Origin of the sequence: Paracoccus caeni (genome assembly GCF_016629665.1) — a bacterium.
GTDB classification, from domain to species: domain Bacteria; phylum Pseudomonadota; class Alphaproteobacteria; order Rhodobacterales; family Rhodobacteraceae; genus Paracoccus; species Paracoccus caeni.
The window spans coordinates 112,055-128,367 of the sequence record NZ_JAEPRQ010000009.1 but is presented as its reverse complement, the minus strand read 5'-3'; the positions used below and the strand labels follow the sequence as shown (position 1 = coordinate 128,367).

Sequence of the window (16,313 nt, the reverse complement as noted above, 5' to 3'; positions counted from 1 at the left end):
CATGACCGAGCAATCTCCGATTTCTGCCAGCAAACTGCGCGCCCGCCTGCGCCGCGAAGGCGTGGACGCCACCGCCTTGGGCGATGATCCAATGGCCGCCTTTCAAAGCTGGCACGCCGACTGGATATCGACCGCGCCTTTCGATCCGATGCTGGTGACGCTGGCAACAGTGGATGATAACGGCTGGCCTTCGGTTCGTGCAATGGATCTGGTAGCGGCGGATCAGGGCTTCGTCTTCTTTACCCACGGCTTCAGCCCAAAGGCGCGCGATCTGGCCTCCAGTCCAAAGGCTGGTTTGTGCTTCGTCTGGCCGGAAATCGGCAGGCAGGTCCGCGTCACCGGCCATGTCCGCACCCTGTCCGCGGACGAGGCCGATGCGGGCTTTCAGGCCCTACCCAACAGCATCCGCAACGTCGCGCGCCTGACGAAGCAAAGCGAAGTTCTGCCGGACCGCACCGTGCTGGACGGCTGGATGCATCGCGTCCCCGACCCGCTTGAGGACGAACCCGGTCGCCCCGATGGCTGGATCGGCTATCGTCTGATCCCGGTTGAAATCGAGTTCTGGCAGCAGCGTCCCGGCGACTTTCAGGACCGGATTCAGTATCGGCGCGATGTCGCCTCGGCGGCGTGGCGAAATCAGCGACTTTCCCCCTGAAGCGAAAACCTGAAAGAAATAGTCAGGAATACCTAATCCTTGCCAATTGCCGTGCGATCGCGTCCGGGCATTTATGCGCAAGACCGCCAAACCCGAAAGTACACCCATGCGCAGATCCGCCTTTCAGCCTACAAAAACAAAACTTATTGCCCTGCTGATGTGCACCAGCGCGGCGGTTCCGCTTGCGGCGCAGCCGATTGTGGATCAGGCCGAGCCGATCGAACTGGACACGATCACACTGACCGCCGATCAGGCCGATGCACTGTCGGGGCCGGTTCTGGCGTTTCCATCGACCCAGACCACCCTGTCGGGCGATACGGTCGCGCTGACCAACAAGCGCACGCAACGCGATCTGTCGCAGGCGATTCCGAACGTCACCGGTTTTGACGCGGGCGGCAACAGGATGACCACCTTCACCGTGCGCGGTCTTCGTGAGCCGGGCTATCAATCGACGCCGGGCGTCTTCCCCGCGCTGTCCTATTACATTGATGACGTCCCTGCCCTGACCACGCTGGCCCGCGCCTCGGTCTTTACCAATGTCGACAGCATCACCGTGCTGAAAGGCCCGCAGAACACCGCATTCGGCGACAGCCGCCCCGGCGGGGCCATCGACATCCGCACGACAGAGCCGACCGATGAGACCACCGGCTATATCGGCATCGGCGCGGGCAACCACGCCATGAAAGAAGTGCAGGCCGGGATTTCGACGCCCTTGGGCAATGATATCTATCTGTCCTTCGACGGCATCTGGCATGACCGCGACGGCTTTTATGACAACATCGCGACCGGCGACAGCTATGGCGACAAGCGCGCCTTGGCGGGCAAGGCCCGGCTGACCTGGCGCCCGTCGTCCGATACGCAGCTTGACCTGTTCCTGCAGCACGAGCGGTTCAGCGATCAGACCGACCCGTTCATCCCGCTGTCGCAGCTTCGCACCGATCCGCACAAGGTCAGCTACAATGACCCCGGCCACGAAGATATCGGTCAGGATCTGATCGCATTGCGCGCAAGGCAAAGCTTTGACGGGTTCGATATGCTGGCCGTAACCTCTTACCGCCGCTCGACCTGGGAATTCCTTAACGACGGCGATATGAGCGCCGGTGAATTCGATCCGTCCAACCCGTTCTCGCGCGTCATCGGCTATACCGATGAAGAGGTGCGGTCGTTCACGCAGGAATTCCGGCTGAAATCGAACGACGACACCAGCCGCCTGAAATGGTCGGCGGGCCTGTTCGCGGCGGATACCGATTTGGACGTGGTGCCGGGCTATTTCCTGCATGACGGCACCGAAAGTCTGGTCCACGCCAATACCAGTTCGCGCGATCTGGCCGTGTTCGGAGAGCTTCGTTATGCAATCGACCCGACTATCGAGATCGCGGGCGGCCTGCGTTACCAGATTTCGAAACGTGACGCCTCGAACGATCTGACGGCGCCCTACGTTTCCTCGGGCGATGACAGCTACCACGCGCTGCTGCCTTCGGTGTCGATCACCTGGAGTCCGACCAACGATCTGACGGCATTTGCGAAATACAGCCGGGGCTTCCGCGCGGGTGGCTTCAACGCGCATAAATTCGTGACCGATCCGTCGGAGTATGAATTTGAATCAGAGACATCGGACAATTTTGAACTGGGCTTCCGCTCAGCCCATCTGCAGGATCGGTTGCAGCTTTCCGGTTCGGTCTTCTATGCGCGCTACGACGACTATCAGGTGCTGAACCAGTTGAACCCCAACGTCTTCGCCGTGAACAACGCCGAACGGGTGAACAGCTATGGCGCAGAGATTGAGGCGCAGTACGAGTTGAACGACAGCCTGCGCCTGTACGGCGGGGTCGGCGTGACCCATGCGGAATACGACAGCTTCTCGAACGGTTATGGCAACTGGGATGACAAGAAAGTGCCGTTCATCCCGCGCTATACCGTGAATTACGGCGTCGAATACTCGCATGCTTCGGGCTTCTTCACCGCCGTTCAAGGCCGCCTGACCGGCGAATACCAATTGAACGACGCCAACACGTTGCATCAGGGTTCGGCCCATGTCGTCGACGCCCAGCTTGGCTATCGCAAAGGCAATTACGAAGTGGTTGTCTTCGGACAGAACATCTTCGACAAACGCTACGTGGCGAACCTTTACGACTTCAGCAGTTCGGAAGGCGCGGCTATGGGCAGCCTTGGCGAGGCGGCGCACTATGGAGTGCGGGTGAAGTATCGGTTCTGACGGATCGGTTGAACCTGACGGATCTGTCGATCAAATGCAGTCTGCCTTTGGCAGACTGCTCGGCAGTTATCCAGTAGGCATACCCTTCCTCACCCTTTCTGAGTGGTCACGCCCAGGTCAATCGCTCCGCACCTCATCTAACCCATCATCTGCAGCAGCCTTGATACCCGCGTTGGCGCATAGGTAGGAAATTCGGCCAAGAGGTTCCCGGTTTGCCAAGGATGCAATCGGCTCACTCCCAGACAACGAAAAACGGCGCGGGTTTCCCCGCGCCGCTTTTGCTTCATCTTCAGCGAAATCAGACCGCTTTCGCGTCCTGCTGATGCCCGTTCGTCTCGCGACGGTTGCGCAGTTCTTCGGCGACCAGAAACGCCAGTTCCAGCGACTGGCTGGCGTTCAGGCGCGGGTCGCAGGCGGTGTGGTAGCGGTCCGACAGATCCTCGTCGGTGACCGCGCGGACGCCGCCGGTGCATTCGGTCACGTCCTGACCGGTCATCTCGAAATGCACGCCGCCGGGGATGGTGCCCTCGGCCTTGTGGATCTCGAAGAACTCGCGGACTTCGCGCAGGACTGAATCGAAGGGCCGGGTCTTGTAGCCGGTCGCCGATTTGATCGTGTTGCCGTGCATCGGGTCGCAGGTCCAGACGACATTCGCGCCCTCTTCCTGAACCGCCTTGATCAGACGCGGCAGGTGATCGCCGACCTTGCCCGCGCCGAAGCGCGCGATCAGGGTCAGGCGGCCCGCCTCGTTTTCCGGGTTCAGCTTGGCCATCAGCACCTTCAGGTCTTCCGCCGTGGTGGAAGGCCCGGTTTTCAGGCCGATCGGGTTCTGAACGCCACGAGCGAATTCGACATGCGCGCCGTCAGGCTGACGGGTGCGGTCGCCGATCCAGATCATGTGGCCCGAACCAGCCACCGGCAGGCCGCTGGTCGAATCCACACGGGCCAGCGCCTCTTCATATTCCAGAAGCAGCGCCTCGTGGCTGGTGTAGAAATCGACCTTCGACAATTGATGCGCGGTGTCGGAATTGACCCCTGCCGCCTGCATGAAGGCCATTGCATCGCGAATGCGGTCGGCGATGTCGCGGTATTTCGACGCCTCCGGCCCGCCGACGAAATCAGCGATCCAATTCTGCACGCGATGCATATCGGCAAAACCGCCGGTCGAGAAAGCCCGCAACAGGTTCAGCGAGGCAGCCGCCTGCGTATAGGCCGCCAGCATCCGTTGCGGATCGGGGATGCGTGCCTCGGCGGTAAAGTCGAAGCCGTTGACGATATCGCCGCGGTAGCTGGGCAGTTCCACGCCCTCGACCACTTCGGTCGGCGCGCTGCGCGGTTTGGCGAACTGGCCCGCCATCCGGCCGACCTTGACCACCGGCAATTGCGCGCCCCAGGTCAGGACGACCGCCATCTGCAGGATCACCTTGAAGGTGTCGCGGATATTGTCGGCGCTGAATTCGGCGAAACTTTCGGCACAATCGCCGCCCTGCAACAGGAACGCACGTCCTGCCGCCACTTCTGCAAGCTGGGTCCGCAGCCGCCGCGCCTCACCTGCAAAAACCAGCGGGGGATAACGGCGAAGCTGTGCCTCGACCGCCTCCAGTGCTGCCGCGTCGGTATAGTCGGGCATCTGGACGCGCGGATAGGCACGCCAGCCGGCCTTGTCCCAGGTTTGGGTGGCGGTCTTGCGGATCTGCTGCGTCATGGCTTTCGCTCCTTGGAAAAACTGAAGAGGATATAGTCGCTAACATGACCAAGGGAAAGGCCCGGATCGGGGATAGGTGCAAGCCGGGCTGCGAGCGCAAGCATCACATGCTGTTGCAGAACTGTCAGATGCTCTTGCAACGCCGTTAATTCCCTGTTGATGTAGGTAAATACACTTGCAAGACAGCCCGATGCCATCAGACAAGCCACGCCGCTTCACATTCCTTCTTCTGAACCGTTTCACGATGCTGTCCTTTACGGCAGCGATCGAGCCTCTGCGCCTTGCAAATCGCGTGACCGGGAAAGAGCTTTACACATGGCGGCTGGTCGCGCCGGGCGGGGAATATGCCGTCTGCTCGAACGGAACGCGGGTGGTTCTGGATGCGGGGCTGGACAGTGAATCGCCGGTTGAACATGGCGAGATCGTCGTGGTCTGCGGCGGCACCGACATTGCCAAAGAGACCGGCAAAAGCACGCTGAACTGGCTACGCAGGCTGGCCCGCAGCGGCGCCTCGATGGGCGCTGTCTGCACCGGCTCCTGGGTTCTGGCCGAGGCGGGCCTGCTGGACGGACGCAAGGCGACGATCCACTGGGAAAACCATGACGGCTTTGCCGAGGCTTTCCCCGAGGTCGATCTCTATCGTTCGGTCTTCGTGCATGACGGCAACCGGCTGACGGCAGCGGGCGGCACTTCGTCCATCGATCTGATGCTGCATCTCATCGCCGAGGAACATGGCGACGCCATTGCCGCCGAAGTCGCCGATCAGATGCTGCACACCGCGATCCGCACCGATCAGGACCGCCAGCGTCTGTCGATCCCGACCCGGATCGGCGTCCGCCATCCGCGCCTTGCCACCGTCATCGCCCGGATGGAGGCCAATCTGGAAGAGCCGATCAGCCCGGCCCAGCTTGCCTCGGATGCGGGCATGTCCACCCGGCAGTTGGAGCGGCTGTTCCGCCGCTATCTGAACCGCAGCCCCAAGCGCTATTACATGGAAACCCGGCTGGCCCGCGCGCGCAACCTGCTGATGCAGACCGAGATGTCGATCATCGAGGTGGCGCTGGCCTCGGGCTTTTCCAGCCCGTCGCATTTCTCGAAATGCTACCGGGCGCAATATGGCGGCACGCCTTACCGTGAACGCGGCACCGGTGCGTCAGCCTCGGTCGGGCGCTGATCGATCTGAACAGATCGGTCTGCCTTCGTCTAAAATCCTCCGCTAAGCCTTTCTTTACGCAAGTTTACGCTTTCTTAACCCTTGCCTCGTAACGATGAGGCACAGGGCAAGATCGCTCCTGTCAAGTTCGGCGCAGACCGGACAGGCCCAGCAGGCGGGAGGGACAGGCGATGGAATATCAGTTTACGCTGTTGATGGTCAGCCAGACGATCACGACAGGCACGGGCGGCAACCGCTCGATCGCGCCATGGTCGAATACGACCGGCGCGATCACTTTCCCCGATGCCAGCCTGTCCACGATCACCATCACCGACGACGACGACCGCTTTCAAAGCGGCCGCTACACCGCCTCGGAAAACGGCCAGACCCTGACCGCCCCTGCCGTCTTCGAACCAAACGGAACCCCGGTTCCCGCCGGAACAGGGATCACCAACTTCACCGGCTCGGTGCTGCGCGACATGACGCAAAACCCGGATGGAAGCTGGAACGAGTTCATCGTCATTTTCCCGCGCACCATCGTTTCGGGTCAGTTGGGCACGGAACTGGGCGCGCGTCATTCGGTGCTGGTCATTCCGAAGCCGCTGCCAAATGGCAGTTTCCCGACCTTCGATCTTTCGCATTCCTACAAGTTTCAGGACACCTATTCGATCAGCGTCTCGAACGACGCGATGCCCTACCGCCCGCTTGCAGCGCCGTCATCGGTCCCCTGTTTCGCCAGCGGTAGCCTGATCGAGACGCCGAAGGGCATCAGACGGATCGAGGATTTGCGCGCGGGCGATCTGGTCCTGACGGCCGACAATGGCGCGCAGGAAATCCGCTGGATTGGTCAGACCCATGTTGATGCGGCGCGGCTGGATCTGCAGCCGAACCTGCGCCCGATCCTGATCCGCGCCGGTGCGCTTGGCTGTGGGCTGCCTGCGCGGGATCTGACGGTCTCACCGCAGCACCGGGTTCTGGTCCGCTCTCGCATCGGCAGGCGGCTTTTTGATGAGAATGAGGTGATGCTGGCGGCCAAGCATCTGGTCGGTCTGCCGGGGATCGAGGCGATCAATCCCGCCGAAGGCGTGACCTATCTGCACCTGCTGTTTGACCGGCACGAACTGGTCCGCTCGAACGGCTGCCTGACGGAAAGCCTCTTCACCGGACCACAGGCCATGCTGGCTGTCGGCCCGGCAGCGCGGCGCGAGATCCAGTCGCTTTTCCCGGAACTGATCCGGCCTGATCATCGTCCGACCGGCGTGCGCCGTTTCCTGACCGGGGCCGAGGCGCGGACTTTGTCGGAACGCCATCTGCGAAACCTGTCGCGGCGACAATTGGTCGAGACGCTCTGACCGGGCTTGCACCGCCCGCGCCGCAACCGTAACTCTTGCGGCATGACCGATATCCTCATCCGCCCTGCCCGGTTTCCCGAAGATGCCGAGACCGTTCGCAAGCTCTTTCGCGACTATACCGACTGGCTGAACGTGCCACTGGATTTTCAGGATCTGGAAACCGAGCTGGCAACCCTGCCGGGAAAATATGCTGCGCCGGAAGGCGTGGTGCTGCTGGCTCTGTCAACCGATGGCAGCGCGCTTGGCTGTGTTGCGTTGCGCCCGCTTGACGGTGTGACCTGCGAGATGAAGCGGATGTATCTGCGCGACGAGGCGCGGGGTCTGGGACTGGGCCGCGCGCTTGCCGATGCGATCCTGCAAAGCGCGCGCGAGGCGGGTTATCGGCGCATGGTTCTTGACACATTGGCGCGGCTGACCGAGGCGGTCCGGCTGTATGAACGCTTTGGATTTCAGCAAGTCCCAGCCTATTATGAAAACCCGCTACCGGGCGTGATCTATCTGGGCCGCGACCTTTACTGAAATGAAAAACCCCGGCCGAAGCCGGGGTTTCTGTTTCATAGGGTCCGTAGATCACTCGGCGACGGTGATGCGACCGTCCAGATACGGCTCATACGGGGCATCCTTGGCGCCCAGATAATCCGCCACGACTTCGGCCAGATCGGGGCCGAAATCATAGGGATTTTCAGCATTGGTGGCGAAAATCTCATAGCCGTCACCGCCGCCGCGCATGTAGTTGTTCGACACCAGACCATAGGTTTCTTCCGGGTCGATGGGCACCCACTCACCGTCCTTCTCGACCAGCACATCGCTGATCCGGGCACCGGATTCAGCGCTTGGCGTGACAGTGTATTTCAGCCCCGACACCTGCGAGAAACGACCGGCGACTTCCTCATACTGGCTGGCCCCGTTCTCCAGCGCCGTCACCACATCCGCGCCTTTAAGCTGGAACGTGGCCAGCGTGTTCTGGAACGGCAGAACGGTATAGACCTCGCCCATCGTCACCGGCCCGGTATCGATTGACGCGCGCAGCCCGCCGCCATTGGCAATCGCGATGGTCACGCCCTGATCCTTGACGCGGTCCACCATCGCATCGGCCACCAGATTACCCATGGTGCATTCCCGCGCCCGGCAATTGTTGCGGTCACCATCGATATCCGAGGCGCTTTCGGCCACGACTTTCTCACGCAATTCAAGGATCGGCTGGGCCATTTCCTTGACCCGCGCCGCGATAGCCTCATCCTCGGGGACCGAGCTGTCCAGCAGGATCGGCTCACCCTCGACCTTGGTCAGGTTGCCGTCATCATCGAATGTCAGGATAAGGTGGCCCAGATATTTCGAGTAAGCATAGGCCTGTGCGACAGGAACCTCGACACCGTCCGGGTTCGCCACCATGGTCGGATAGGCGCCAAGCGCACCCTCCATGCTCCCCAGAAGCGTATGCGAATGACCGCCGACGATCGCGTCGATCCCCGAAATTTGCGCGGCATATTCCTGATCGCGCAGATAGCCGACATGGGTCAGCGCGATGATCTTGTTCACCCCCTGATCGGTCAGTTCCTGCACATCGGCCTTCAGGCTTTCAATATCGTCTTGAAAAATCACGTTCGGACCGGGCGACGAAGTCTCAGGCGTGTCCATCGCAAGGGCCGAGATGATGCCGATCTTCTCGCCGTTCACATCCAGCGTCAGCAGATCGCCGACCTTGCCGTTCAGCACATTCGACTGCGACAGGTCCAGATTGCCCGAGATCACCGGAAACTCGACCCCGTCCGCCAGCAGCGCCAGCCCCTCGGGACCATCGTCGAATTCGTGGTTGCCCACCGCCATCGCGTCATAACCGATCGCAGTCATGAACTCGATCACGTCCTCGCCCTTGTAGGTCGTGTAGAACAGACTGCCCTGATATTGATCACCCGCATCCAGAACCAGCACATTGCCACCGTCTGCGGTGATCTGATCGCGCAGTTCCTTCACCTTCGCCGCCACCCGGGCCACGCCGCCAAAGCATTCGCCCGCCGCAAGGTCTTCCTCGCCGCAAGTGCTGTCGGATTTGTTGATCGACTCGATCCGGCTGTGCAGGTCGTTGGTATGCAGGATATGCAGCACCGTCTCGGCCTGTGCGGTGCCTGCGAACAGCGCAGCAACCGAAACAGCCGTCAAAAGGCGGTAGGTCATTCTGATTCCCCTCTTGTCCCGTTGGGTTTGTCGGACCAGATTGGCGCAGCCTTCCCAGAGGGTCAAACGAAGGTTGCGTAAAACGACCAGCCGGGTAAGACCGTCGCAAACCCGAAACGCGCGATTACGACGGATGCCCATATGCTGATCTACAAGATACTTCGCCCCGCCGAATGGGACGCATTGCAGCGCGACGGCCAGACCGATGGCGCGCCAGTCGATCTGGCTGACGGCTATATCCATTTCTCGACCGCCGATCAGGTCACGGGAACTCTCGCCAAGCATTTCGCGGGCGAGGGAGCGTTGCATCTTCTCGCCTGCGATCCCGCAACGATGCAGCAGGATCTGAAATGGGAAGAGGCGCGCGGCGGTGTGCTGTTCCCGCATCTCTACCGCCCGCTGCGCATGGCCGATGTCATTTGGAACCGGCCGATTCCGCATGTCGATGGCCACCACGATGCAGGATCGCTGGAATGAAGCTGATCGAACGCCTTGGCCTCAGCGCCCTGCACCGCCTCGACCCCGAGCGGGCACACGATCTGTCGATCCGCGCACTGTCACTTGGCCTCGTGCCGCTGCCCGGTGCGCCGGTGACATCGGACCGGCTGAAAACGCAGATTGCCGGACTTAGAATGCCCAATCCGGTCGGACTGGCGGCTGGATATGACAAGAACGCCAAGGTAGTCGCGCCGCTGATGCGCGCGGGTTTTGGCTTCATCGAACTGGGCGCGGCGACCCCTCGCCCGCAACCCGGCAATCCGAAACCGCGCCTGTTCCGACTGACAGCGGATCAGGCGATCATCAACCGCTTCGGCTTCAACAATGAAGGCGCCGAAACCATCGCCACCCGCCTTGCCGCCCGCCCGAATGGCATCCCCGTCGGCCTCAATATCGGCGCGAACAAGGACAGCACCGACCGCGCCGCCGATTTCGCCGCTGTCGTCCGCATCGCCGGCGCCTCGGCCGATTTTCTGACCGTCAATGTCTCCTCGCCGAATACCGAAAAACTTCGCGACCTTCAGGGCCCCGAAGCCCTCGCCGCTCTGCTGCAGGGCGTGATGGAAGCGCGCGACAGCCTGCCCGAACGCCGTCCGGTCTTCGTCAAGATCGCCCCCGATCTCGACCCGAAAGACATCTCCGACATCGCCGCCGTAGCCCTGAATGCCGGGATCGACGCGATTATCGCCACCAATACGACGCTGTCCCGCGACGGTATCGGCGATCCGCAGGCGAAAGAGGCAGGCGGCCTGTCAGGCAAACCCGTCTTTGACCGTTCGACCCGCGTGCTGGCCCAGCTTTACCGTGAGACGCAGGGGAAAATCCCGCTGATCGGTGTCGGCGGAATTGGCTCGGTCGAGGATGCATGGGCGAAACTGCGCGCCGGAGCCAGCGCGGTCCAAATCTACTCGGCCCTGATCTATCAAGGCTTTTCGCTCGCCCCCAGAATCGCACAGCAGATCAATGCGCGGCTGGAACGCGAAGGGATCACGCTGCAAGAGCTGACCGGCAGCGGCAACGGTGATTGGCGCTAACCGCGACAATCACCCTCACCCGCAGCTTACGGAAATTCGCTCATTCCCAGCAGTTGGTTCATGCTGTGCGAGGGTTCAGGACAACCCGCATCCCCGATCACCTTCGCCGGAACCCCCGCCACGGTCTTGCAGGGCGGCACATCGGTCAACACGACCGAGCCCGCCGCAATCCGCGAATGGTGCCCGACGCTGATATTGCCCAAAACCTTCGCCCCCGCGCCGACCAGCACACCGTCGCCGATCTTCGGATGGCGGTCGCCATCTTCCTTGCCGGTCCCGCCAAGCGTTACCGAGTGCAGCATCGACACATCATTGCCGACCTTTGCCGTCTCGCCAATGACGATGGAATGGGCGTGATCGATCATCACGCCGGTTCCAATCTCTGCCGCTGGATGAATATCCACCCCAAAGCATTCCGAGCAGCGCATCTGCACGAAATAGGCCAGATCGCGGCGATCCTGTCGCCACAGCCAATGCGCCATGCGATAGGCCTGCAACGCCTGAAAGCCCTTGAAGAACAGGATCGGTTGTAACAGCCGGTGCGTCGCCGGATCGCGGTCATAGACCGCCAGCAAATCTGCCCGCGCCGCATCACCCAGTTCCGGGGCGCTGCGATAGGCATGGTCCGAGATCTCGCGCAGGATCTGCTCGCTCATCTCGGGGCTGGCCAGCTTCATCGAGAACCGATAGGCCAAAGCCGCCTCGAGGCTGTAGTGATGCAGCAAGCCCGCATGAATCAGCGACCCCAGCAGCGGCTCATTCTGAACGGCCTCCTTGGCCTCGTCACAGACCTGCGCCCAGATGGCATCTCGATCCAGATCGATGGGCTTCTTGGTTGCGCTTTGCATATTCATGGGGGGCTAAGCCTGTGTCGTGGAGTTACCTCATAACGCATATGGGGGTGGCAGAAAAGATATCGAGGAAAAATCCGCCTCAACTTGGCAATCTCAGCGCCAGCCAATGCACGGCCAGCCGGACCCGCCCCCCGCCGAAAACGCCGCCTTCTGCCGTCATCAGCAGATTTGCAGCCTCATAATAGGTCATTGGCGCCCCCAACAGCCCGCGTGCCCACGACCCGGCACCCTTGCCCAAGCCCTGCCCAAAGCGATCCACCGCGCCGACTGTCCCCAGTTTCCAACTATCCAAAGATCCGGCCAAAGGCTCGACCACCCGCGCCACCGCGCCGATCACCATGACATTCGCCGGAATGGTGATGCCGGTATCGAAACTGGCACCACTGCCGACCTCGACCTCGGCCTCGACCATCCCGGTCATAAGCCCCGAGCCGAAGCCGCCAAGGCTCAGCGCGCCCGGCACCCAGCCTGATCCGTCATGCACCGCCACAACCCCGCGATCCGCCACAAAACCCCGCATCCCGGCCGAGGGTTGCACGAACACCCAACCACCGTTCGAGCCAATGGCGATCTTGCCCGCCTGCCCGGCCCAGTCACCACTGGCCCCGCCCGGCACTCCGTAACAGCGCCCGTCGATGACCGAAACCGGCGGCACTCCATGGTCAAGGCTTTGCAGCACCAGATTGCTGACCCCGTCCAACCGCATCAGCGCCTCGTTCACGGTCACATGCTTCTGCGCCTGCGCGCCCTGCACCAGCGGCATCTGCAACCTTGCCGTTTCATTCGACATCGAAAATCCTCCTTGCTGAAAGGCCCGCCCCGTAGAGGTCCGAAAGCTGCGCGACCGTCACCCCGAACGGCCCCGTCCCCACCAAATCCGCCCAGACCGAGCCGGGAATCTGATATTCCGCCGCCCCGACTTCCGCCGAATGCAGCGCCACGCCACCCCGCGAAATCCGCAGCAGATAGCTTTCCCGAGCCTCTCCCAAAGGCACCTCGGCCCCGTCCCAGCCATCGCCCTCGATCCGCGTCCGCCGCACCCATGACAGCCGGTCGCCCGTCAATCGCAAATGGCACGGCGCATAGGGTCGCAGCCCGACACCCCGCGTCACCGTCACCCGCGCCCGATAGCTTGGATCATCGACCGCACGGCTTGACGGCCCGATCCGCCAGAACCGCTCCTGCCCGCGACTGCCCGGCGCGGCCTTCACCTGCACCGGCCCGCCATCCAGCAGCACCACATGGCTTCCCGCGGGCCAGACATCCGGCATCAGCGCATCGGTGCCCGCCTGTCCCCGCAGCAGTTCGGACAGTTCCCAGACCCCGCTGCCGACCGGCACCGCCTTCTGGAATTGCACGATCTCCCAGTTTTCCATCGAGCCGTCACCGATTGCCAGCGCATTCCCCCCGGCCAGCAAAGCCCGCCGCGTGACCGAGCGCAGACCTGCATCCTTCAGCCTGACCCGCAAGGCAGGCCCGCGCGCAATCACCCCCGGACGCGCCCGTGGCAGATCCTCCAGCACCCGCCCGATATACGACCTGCGCGACAGCAGCAGGTTCAACTCATACCCGCCCTCATCCTCGACCGATTCATAAACAGCCACACTACCCGGCCAAGGCTTCGCCGCCACCGCGAGCCAAGGCGCATGCGCCACCTCATCGCCGCGCAGCAACGGCAAATCCATGAACATCGGCAGAACCGGCATCGGCGGCACATGAGCGCGGATCGGCCCCTCATCCTCGACGCTCAGCGCCGGCAGATAGACCCCCGGCTCGACCCGGACGGCATCCACCGTCACCGCGCCCCCGCGCTCCACCCGGTCAATCCGCCAGCGTTTCGCCTCGACGCCTTCCACAGCCACCCGCAGCACATCGCCCGGCCCCAGATGTGCCAGTGACGGCGGCAACGCGAACCGCGCCGCATCCCGCGCCACCGCCGCCTCGGCCAGCCACCGCTCGACCACCGCCCGTCCCTCGGATCGGGTCAGGGACAGCGCGAATTCGGTATCCGCCACACTCTCCTGTGCCGCATCCGGCAGCGATCCCTCGGCCGTCGCAACCGCATAATCCGCGCCCGCCTCGACATGGCTCAGCCGCAGCCGACCGGCCAGTTCCGGCACCGGCGCGCGCATCGTCTCGAAACCCGCGACCTCATCCGTCAACGCCAGATGCTCCGGCCCGATCTCGGCCTGCACCCGCCCATCGCGATGCAGAAAGCGCAGCACCCCGTCGCGCTCGACCGCATCGAAACCGTAAGCCAGCATCAGCGGCTGCAACGCCGCCCGCGCCGTCTCACCGCCGCTTGTCAGATAGCCGCGCACCACCCCACTCAGCGCACTCACGTCGTAATCCCGCAACCCCGCCTCACGGCAGATGTCGCCGACGACTGAGGCCAGCGTCACCGCCCCCGTCCGCCCGTTCAGCCAATGCCCCCGCTCCCATGCCGGGCCATCCGACCACAGATCCGGGCGGCGCGGGAAAGCCGGATAGGGCCGCGCATCCCAACACCAGACATGGGCACGCGCCAGATCCACCATCCGCCCGCCGCCCGCCATTGCCGGATTGCGCCCCGGATGGCGCCAATATGCCGTGACCGCCGCGATATAGGCTGCCTGAATCGCATCATCCCGCCGCGCATTCGAATAGAAAGGCAGCGTGCTTTCAGAACTCATCGCGTCCAGAAACTTGTTCGGCTGGTTCGTCGCCTTGTCCAGCGCGGCGCAGCCATATTCGGTGAACCAGAACGGTTTCGACCCCGGCACCCAGTCCGTCGCATTCGCCGCCCGAACCCCGCCCGGACGGTTGTAATGCAGGTTCTGCCACCAGCCGGTCAGATCCTTGTAACGCCAGACCCAGGCCTCGTCATAAGCCCCGTCGGTGATCGGCGTCCTGACCTGCGCATCGCGGTCGGCATCGCTGGCATAATACCAGTCATAGCCCTCGCCGCCCTCGACATTCGCCATCAGGTAATCGGGATTTCCGATCCGCCCCCAATGCGCGTCCAGATGATCCTCACCCTCGCGCCAGTCGGACAGCGGCATGTAATTGTCGATACCGACGAAATCGATCGCCTCATCCGCCCAAAGCGGATCGAGATGAAAGAACAACTCACCACCGCCCGGATGATGCCCGAAATATTCCGACCAGTCGGCGGCATAGGAAAGCTTCACCCCCGGCCCAAGGATCGCCCGCACATCATGCGCCAGCCGGATCAACTGCTCCACCGCCGGATAGCTGTTCCCCGCCCCGCGGATCTGCGTCATCGCGACCATCTCGGTCCCGATCAGAAAGGCATCCACGCCCCCCGCCGCCGCGCAAAGATGGGCGTAATGTAGAATGAACCGCCGATAGGACCACTCCTCCGGCCCATGATAGCTGACCACCTCGCCATCAACGCTGAAATCCCCGGCCTCTGCCGCCCCAAAGAACACCGCCACTTCATCCGCAGCCGCCGCCGTCCCATCCGGCGATCCCTCCTGCCCCGGAGCCTTCGAGGTCGTCACCCGCCCCCGCCACGGCATCACCGGCTGCCCGACCCCACCATAAGGGTTCGGCAACCCGTTCCCGCCCAACTGCTCCATCAGGATGAACGGATAGAAAACCGCCTTCCGCCCCGATGCCGCCAGCGCCCGCAACGCCTCGATCACCGACTGGTCCGAGGGCGTGCCGCCATAGATCGGGCGATCCTCGACCCGCGATACCGCCATAGCCTCGGCCCGCGAGATCCCACCCGCGCGCCACGGCATTTCAGAGCCTTCGATCTCGACCTGCTCGACCTTCGGCCTGACCGTGCAATGGTTGATCCGCAGATCATCGCCGAACCACGACACCACCAGCGAGACCGAGCCGACATTCGGCAATTCCCGCCCCATGATCTCCATCGAGGCGGCGAAATCCGTCCCGCCCATCGGCGTATTCACATTGACCGACCGCGTCTCGCCCAAACCAAGATCCTGCGTCACCGGGGTCATCGCCAGCGAATATTCCCCCGTCCCGGGAATCAGCGCCACCGCCTCGACATCGCGGCAAAGACCGCTGCCATCCCGCGCTGCAGCCGTGACCTCGAAGGTCAGTTGCGGCATCCGGTTGCCCCATGGCTCAAGGTTCAGCCCCTCCAGCACAACATAGGCGATCCCGCGATAGGCAGGCGCATCCTCGCCCTCATGCGCGGCAATCGCCGGGTCGGGCATCTGCCCCTCATCCCCGCGATAGACCCGCATATTGAGATCCGAGGCCGGAACCTCTTCACCATCGGCCCATACCCGACCGACGCCCAGCAGCGGCCCCTCGCACAAGGCCAGCGCCACCGACAGCCGGTAGCTGATATGCGTGACCTTGGCCTTCGGAGCACCCTTGCCGCCGCCCGCATCCTCGGACCGCGTGACCTCTTCCAGCGGAGACGCCCAGATCACATGCCCCGGCACCCGCAACTGCCCCCACAGCTTCGGGATCGCCAGCCCCTCGCCCGCGCTTTGCAGCCGCAGCCGGTCGATCCGCCCGGTCTCGACAGCCTTCGCACCACCGCCCAGCAGGCGCTGATCGAATACCCGGCCCACGGTCGCACCGATGGCCCGACCAATGACCGCGCCCGAAAGCCCCAAAACAGCGCCGCCAAAGCCGCTGCCAATCGACGCACCGACGGCAGAGAGGACGATTGTGGCCATGACCGGCC

At 62.9% G+C, this 16,313-nt stretch carries 12 protein-coding genes; 7 read left to right on the top strand and 5 right to left on the bottom strand.

The genetic code is table 11. The features are described 5' to 3' along the window. The first annotated feature begins 1 nt into the window (after nt 1). Both JJJ17_RS18180 and JJJ17_RS18175 read left to right on the top strand, forming a co-directional pair. Nucleotides 2-655 carry a pyridoxine/pyridoxamine 5'-phosphate oxidase gene (locus tag JJJ17_RS18180; protein WP_200689019.1) on the top strand — a complete coding sequence of 218 codons (654 nt, stop codon included), beginning with the start codon at nt 2-4 and terminating at the stop codon, nt 653-655. Between the two features lie 157 nt (nt 656-812). Further along, nucleotides 813-2,870, top strand: a complete 2,058-nt coding sequence (locus JJJ17_RS18175) for a TonB-dependent receptor (RefSeq protein WP_200689018.1) — start codon at nt 813-815, stop codon at nt 2,868-2,870. Nucleotides 2,871-3,168: 298 nt separating this feature from the next. Here JJJ17_RS18175 and JJJ17_RS18170 read toward each other — a convergent pair whose 3' ends face one another. Beyond that, complete coding sequence (locus JJJ17_RS18170; RefSeq protein WP_200689017.1) at nt 3,169-4,575, bottom strand: class II 3-deoxy-7-phosphoheptulonate synthase; 1,407 nt, start codon at nt 4,573-4,575, stop codon at nt 3,169-3,171. 190 nt (nt 4,576-4,765) lie between these two features. On the opposite strand from JJJ17_RS18170, the gene JJJ17_RS18165 reads away from it, so the two are divergent. The 3 genes from JJJ17_RS18165 (at nt 4,766) to JJJ17_RS18155 (ending at nt 7,599) form a co-directional block, all read left to right on the top strand. Next, nucleotides 4,766-5,749 carry a GlxA family transcriptional regulator gene (locus JJJ17_RS18165; RefSeq protein WP_200689016.1) on the top strand — a complete coding sequence of 328 codons (984 nt, stop codon included), beginning with the start codon at nt 4,766-4,768 and terminating at the stop codon, nt 5,747-5,749. Between the two features lie 170 nt (nt 5,750-5,919). Further along, nucleotides 5,920-7,080: a Hint domain-containing protein gene (locus JJJ17_RS20420; RefSeq protein WP_234464186.1), complete on the top strand. Its 1,161-nt coding sequence runs from the start codon at nt 5,920-5,922 to the stop codon at nt 7,078-7,080. A gap of 42 nt (nt 7,081-7,122) precedes the next feature. Then, on the top strand, nt 7,123-7,599 hold the full coding sequence (locus tag JJJ17_RS18155) for a GNAT family N-acetyltransferase (RefSeq protein ID WP_200689015.1): 477 nt from the start codon (nt 7,123-7,125) through the stop codon (nt 7,597-7,599). A 51-nt stretch (nt 7,600-7,650) separates the two neighbouring features. Here the strand turns inward: JJJ17_RS18155 and JJJ17_RS18150 are convergent, their stop codons facing one another. Further along, nucleotides 7,651-9,255, bottom strand: a complete 1,605-nt coding sequence (locus JJJ17_RS18150) for a bifunctional metallophosphatase/5'-nucleotidase (RefSeq protein ID WP_200689014.1) — start codon at nt 9,253-9,255, stop codon at nt 7,651-7,653. 141 nt (nt 9,256-9,396) lie between these two features. Here JJJ17_RS18150 and JJJ17_RS18145 point away from each other — a divergent pair, with 141 nt between their 5' ends. Next, entirely contained in the window at nt 9,397-9,732 is a 336-nt protein-coding gene (locus JJJ17_RS18145) for a DUF952 domain-containing protein (RefSeq protein ID WP_200689013.1), read from the top strand. Beyond that, complete coding sequence (locus JJJ17_RS18140; RefSeq protein WP_200689011.1) at nt 9,729-10,787, top strand: quinone-dependent dihydroorotate dehydrogenase; 1,059 nt, start codon at nt 9,729-9,731, stop codon at nt 10,785-10,787. The genes JJJ17_RS18145 and JJJ17_RS18140 overlap by 4 nt, the downstream gene beginning before the upstream one ends. 26 nt (nt 10,788-10,813) lie before the next feature. Here the strand turns inward: JJJ17_RS18140 and cysE are convergent, their stop codons facing one another. From cysE to JJJ17_RS18125, 3 genes are all read right to left on the bottom strand, one after another. After that, nucleotides 10,814-11,641 (bottom strand): serine O-acetyltransferase, encoded by an 828-nt coding sequence (cysE, locus tag JJJ17_RS18135; RefSeq protein WP_200689009.1) that lies wholly within the window; start codon nt 11,639-11,641, stop codon nt 10,814-10,816. Nucleotides 11,642-11,720: 79 nt separating this feature from the next. Further along, nucleotides 11,721-12,431: a DUF2793 domain-containing protein gene (locus JJJ17_RS18130; RefSeq protein WP_200689007.1), complete on the bottom strand. Its 711-nt coding sequence runs from the start codon at nt 12,429-12,431 to the stop codon at nt 11,721-11,723. Then, nucleotides 12,421-16,305, bottom strand: coding sequence for a baseplate multidomain protein megatron (locus tag JJJ17_RS18125; protein WP_200689004.1), 3,885 nt, complete (start codon nt 16,303-16,305; stop codon nt 12,421-12,423). Before JJJ17_RS18125 ends, JJJ17_RS18130 begins: the two co-directional genes overlap by 11 nt. Nucleotides 16,306-16,313 lie beyond the last annotated feature (8 nt).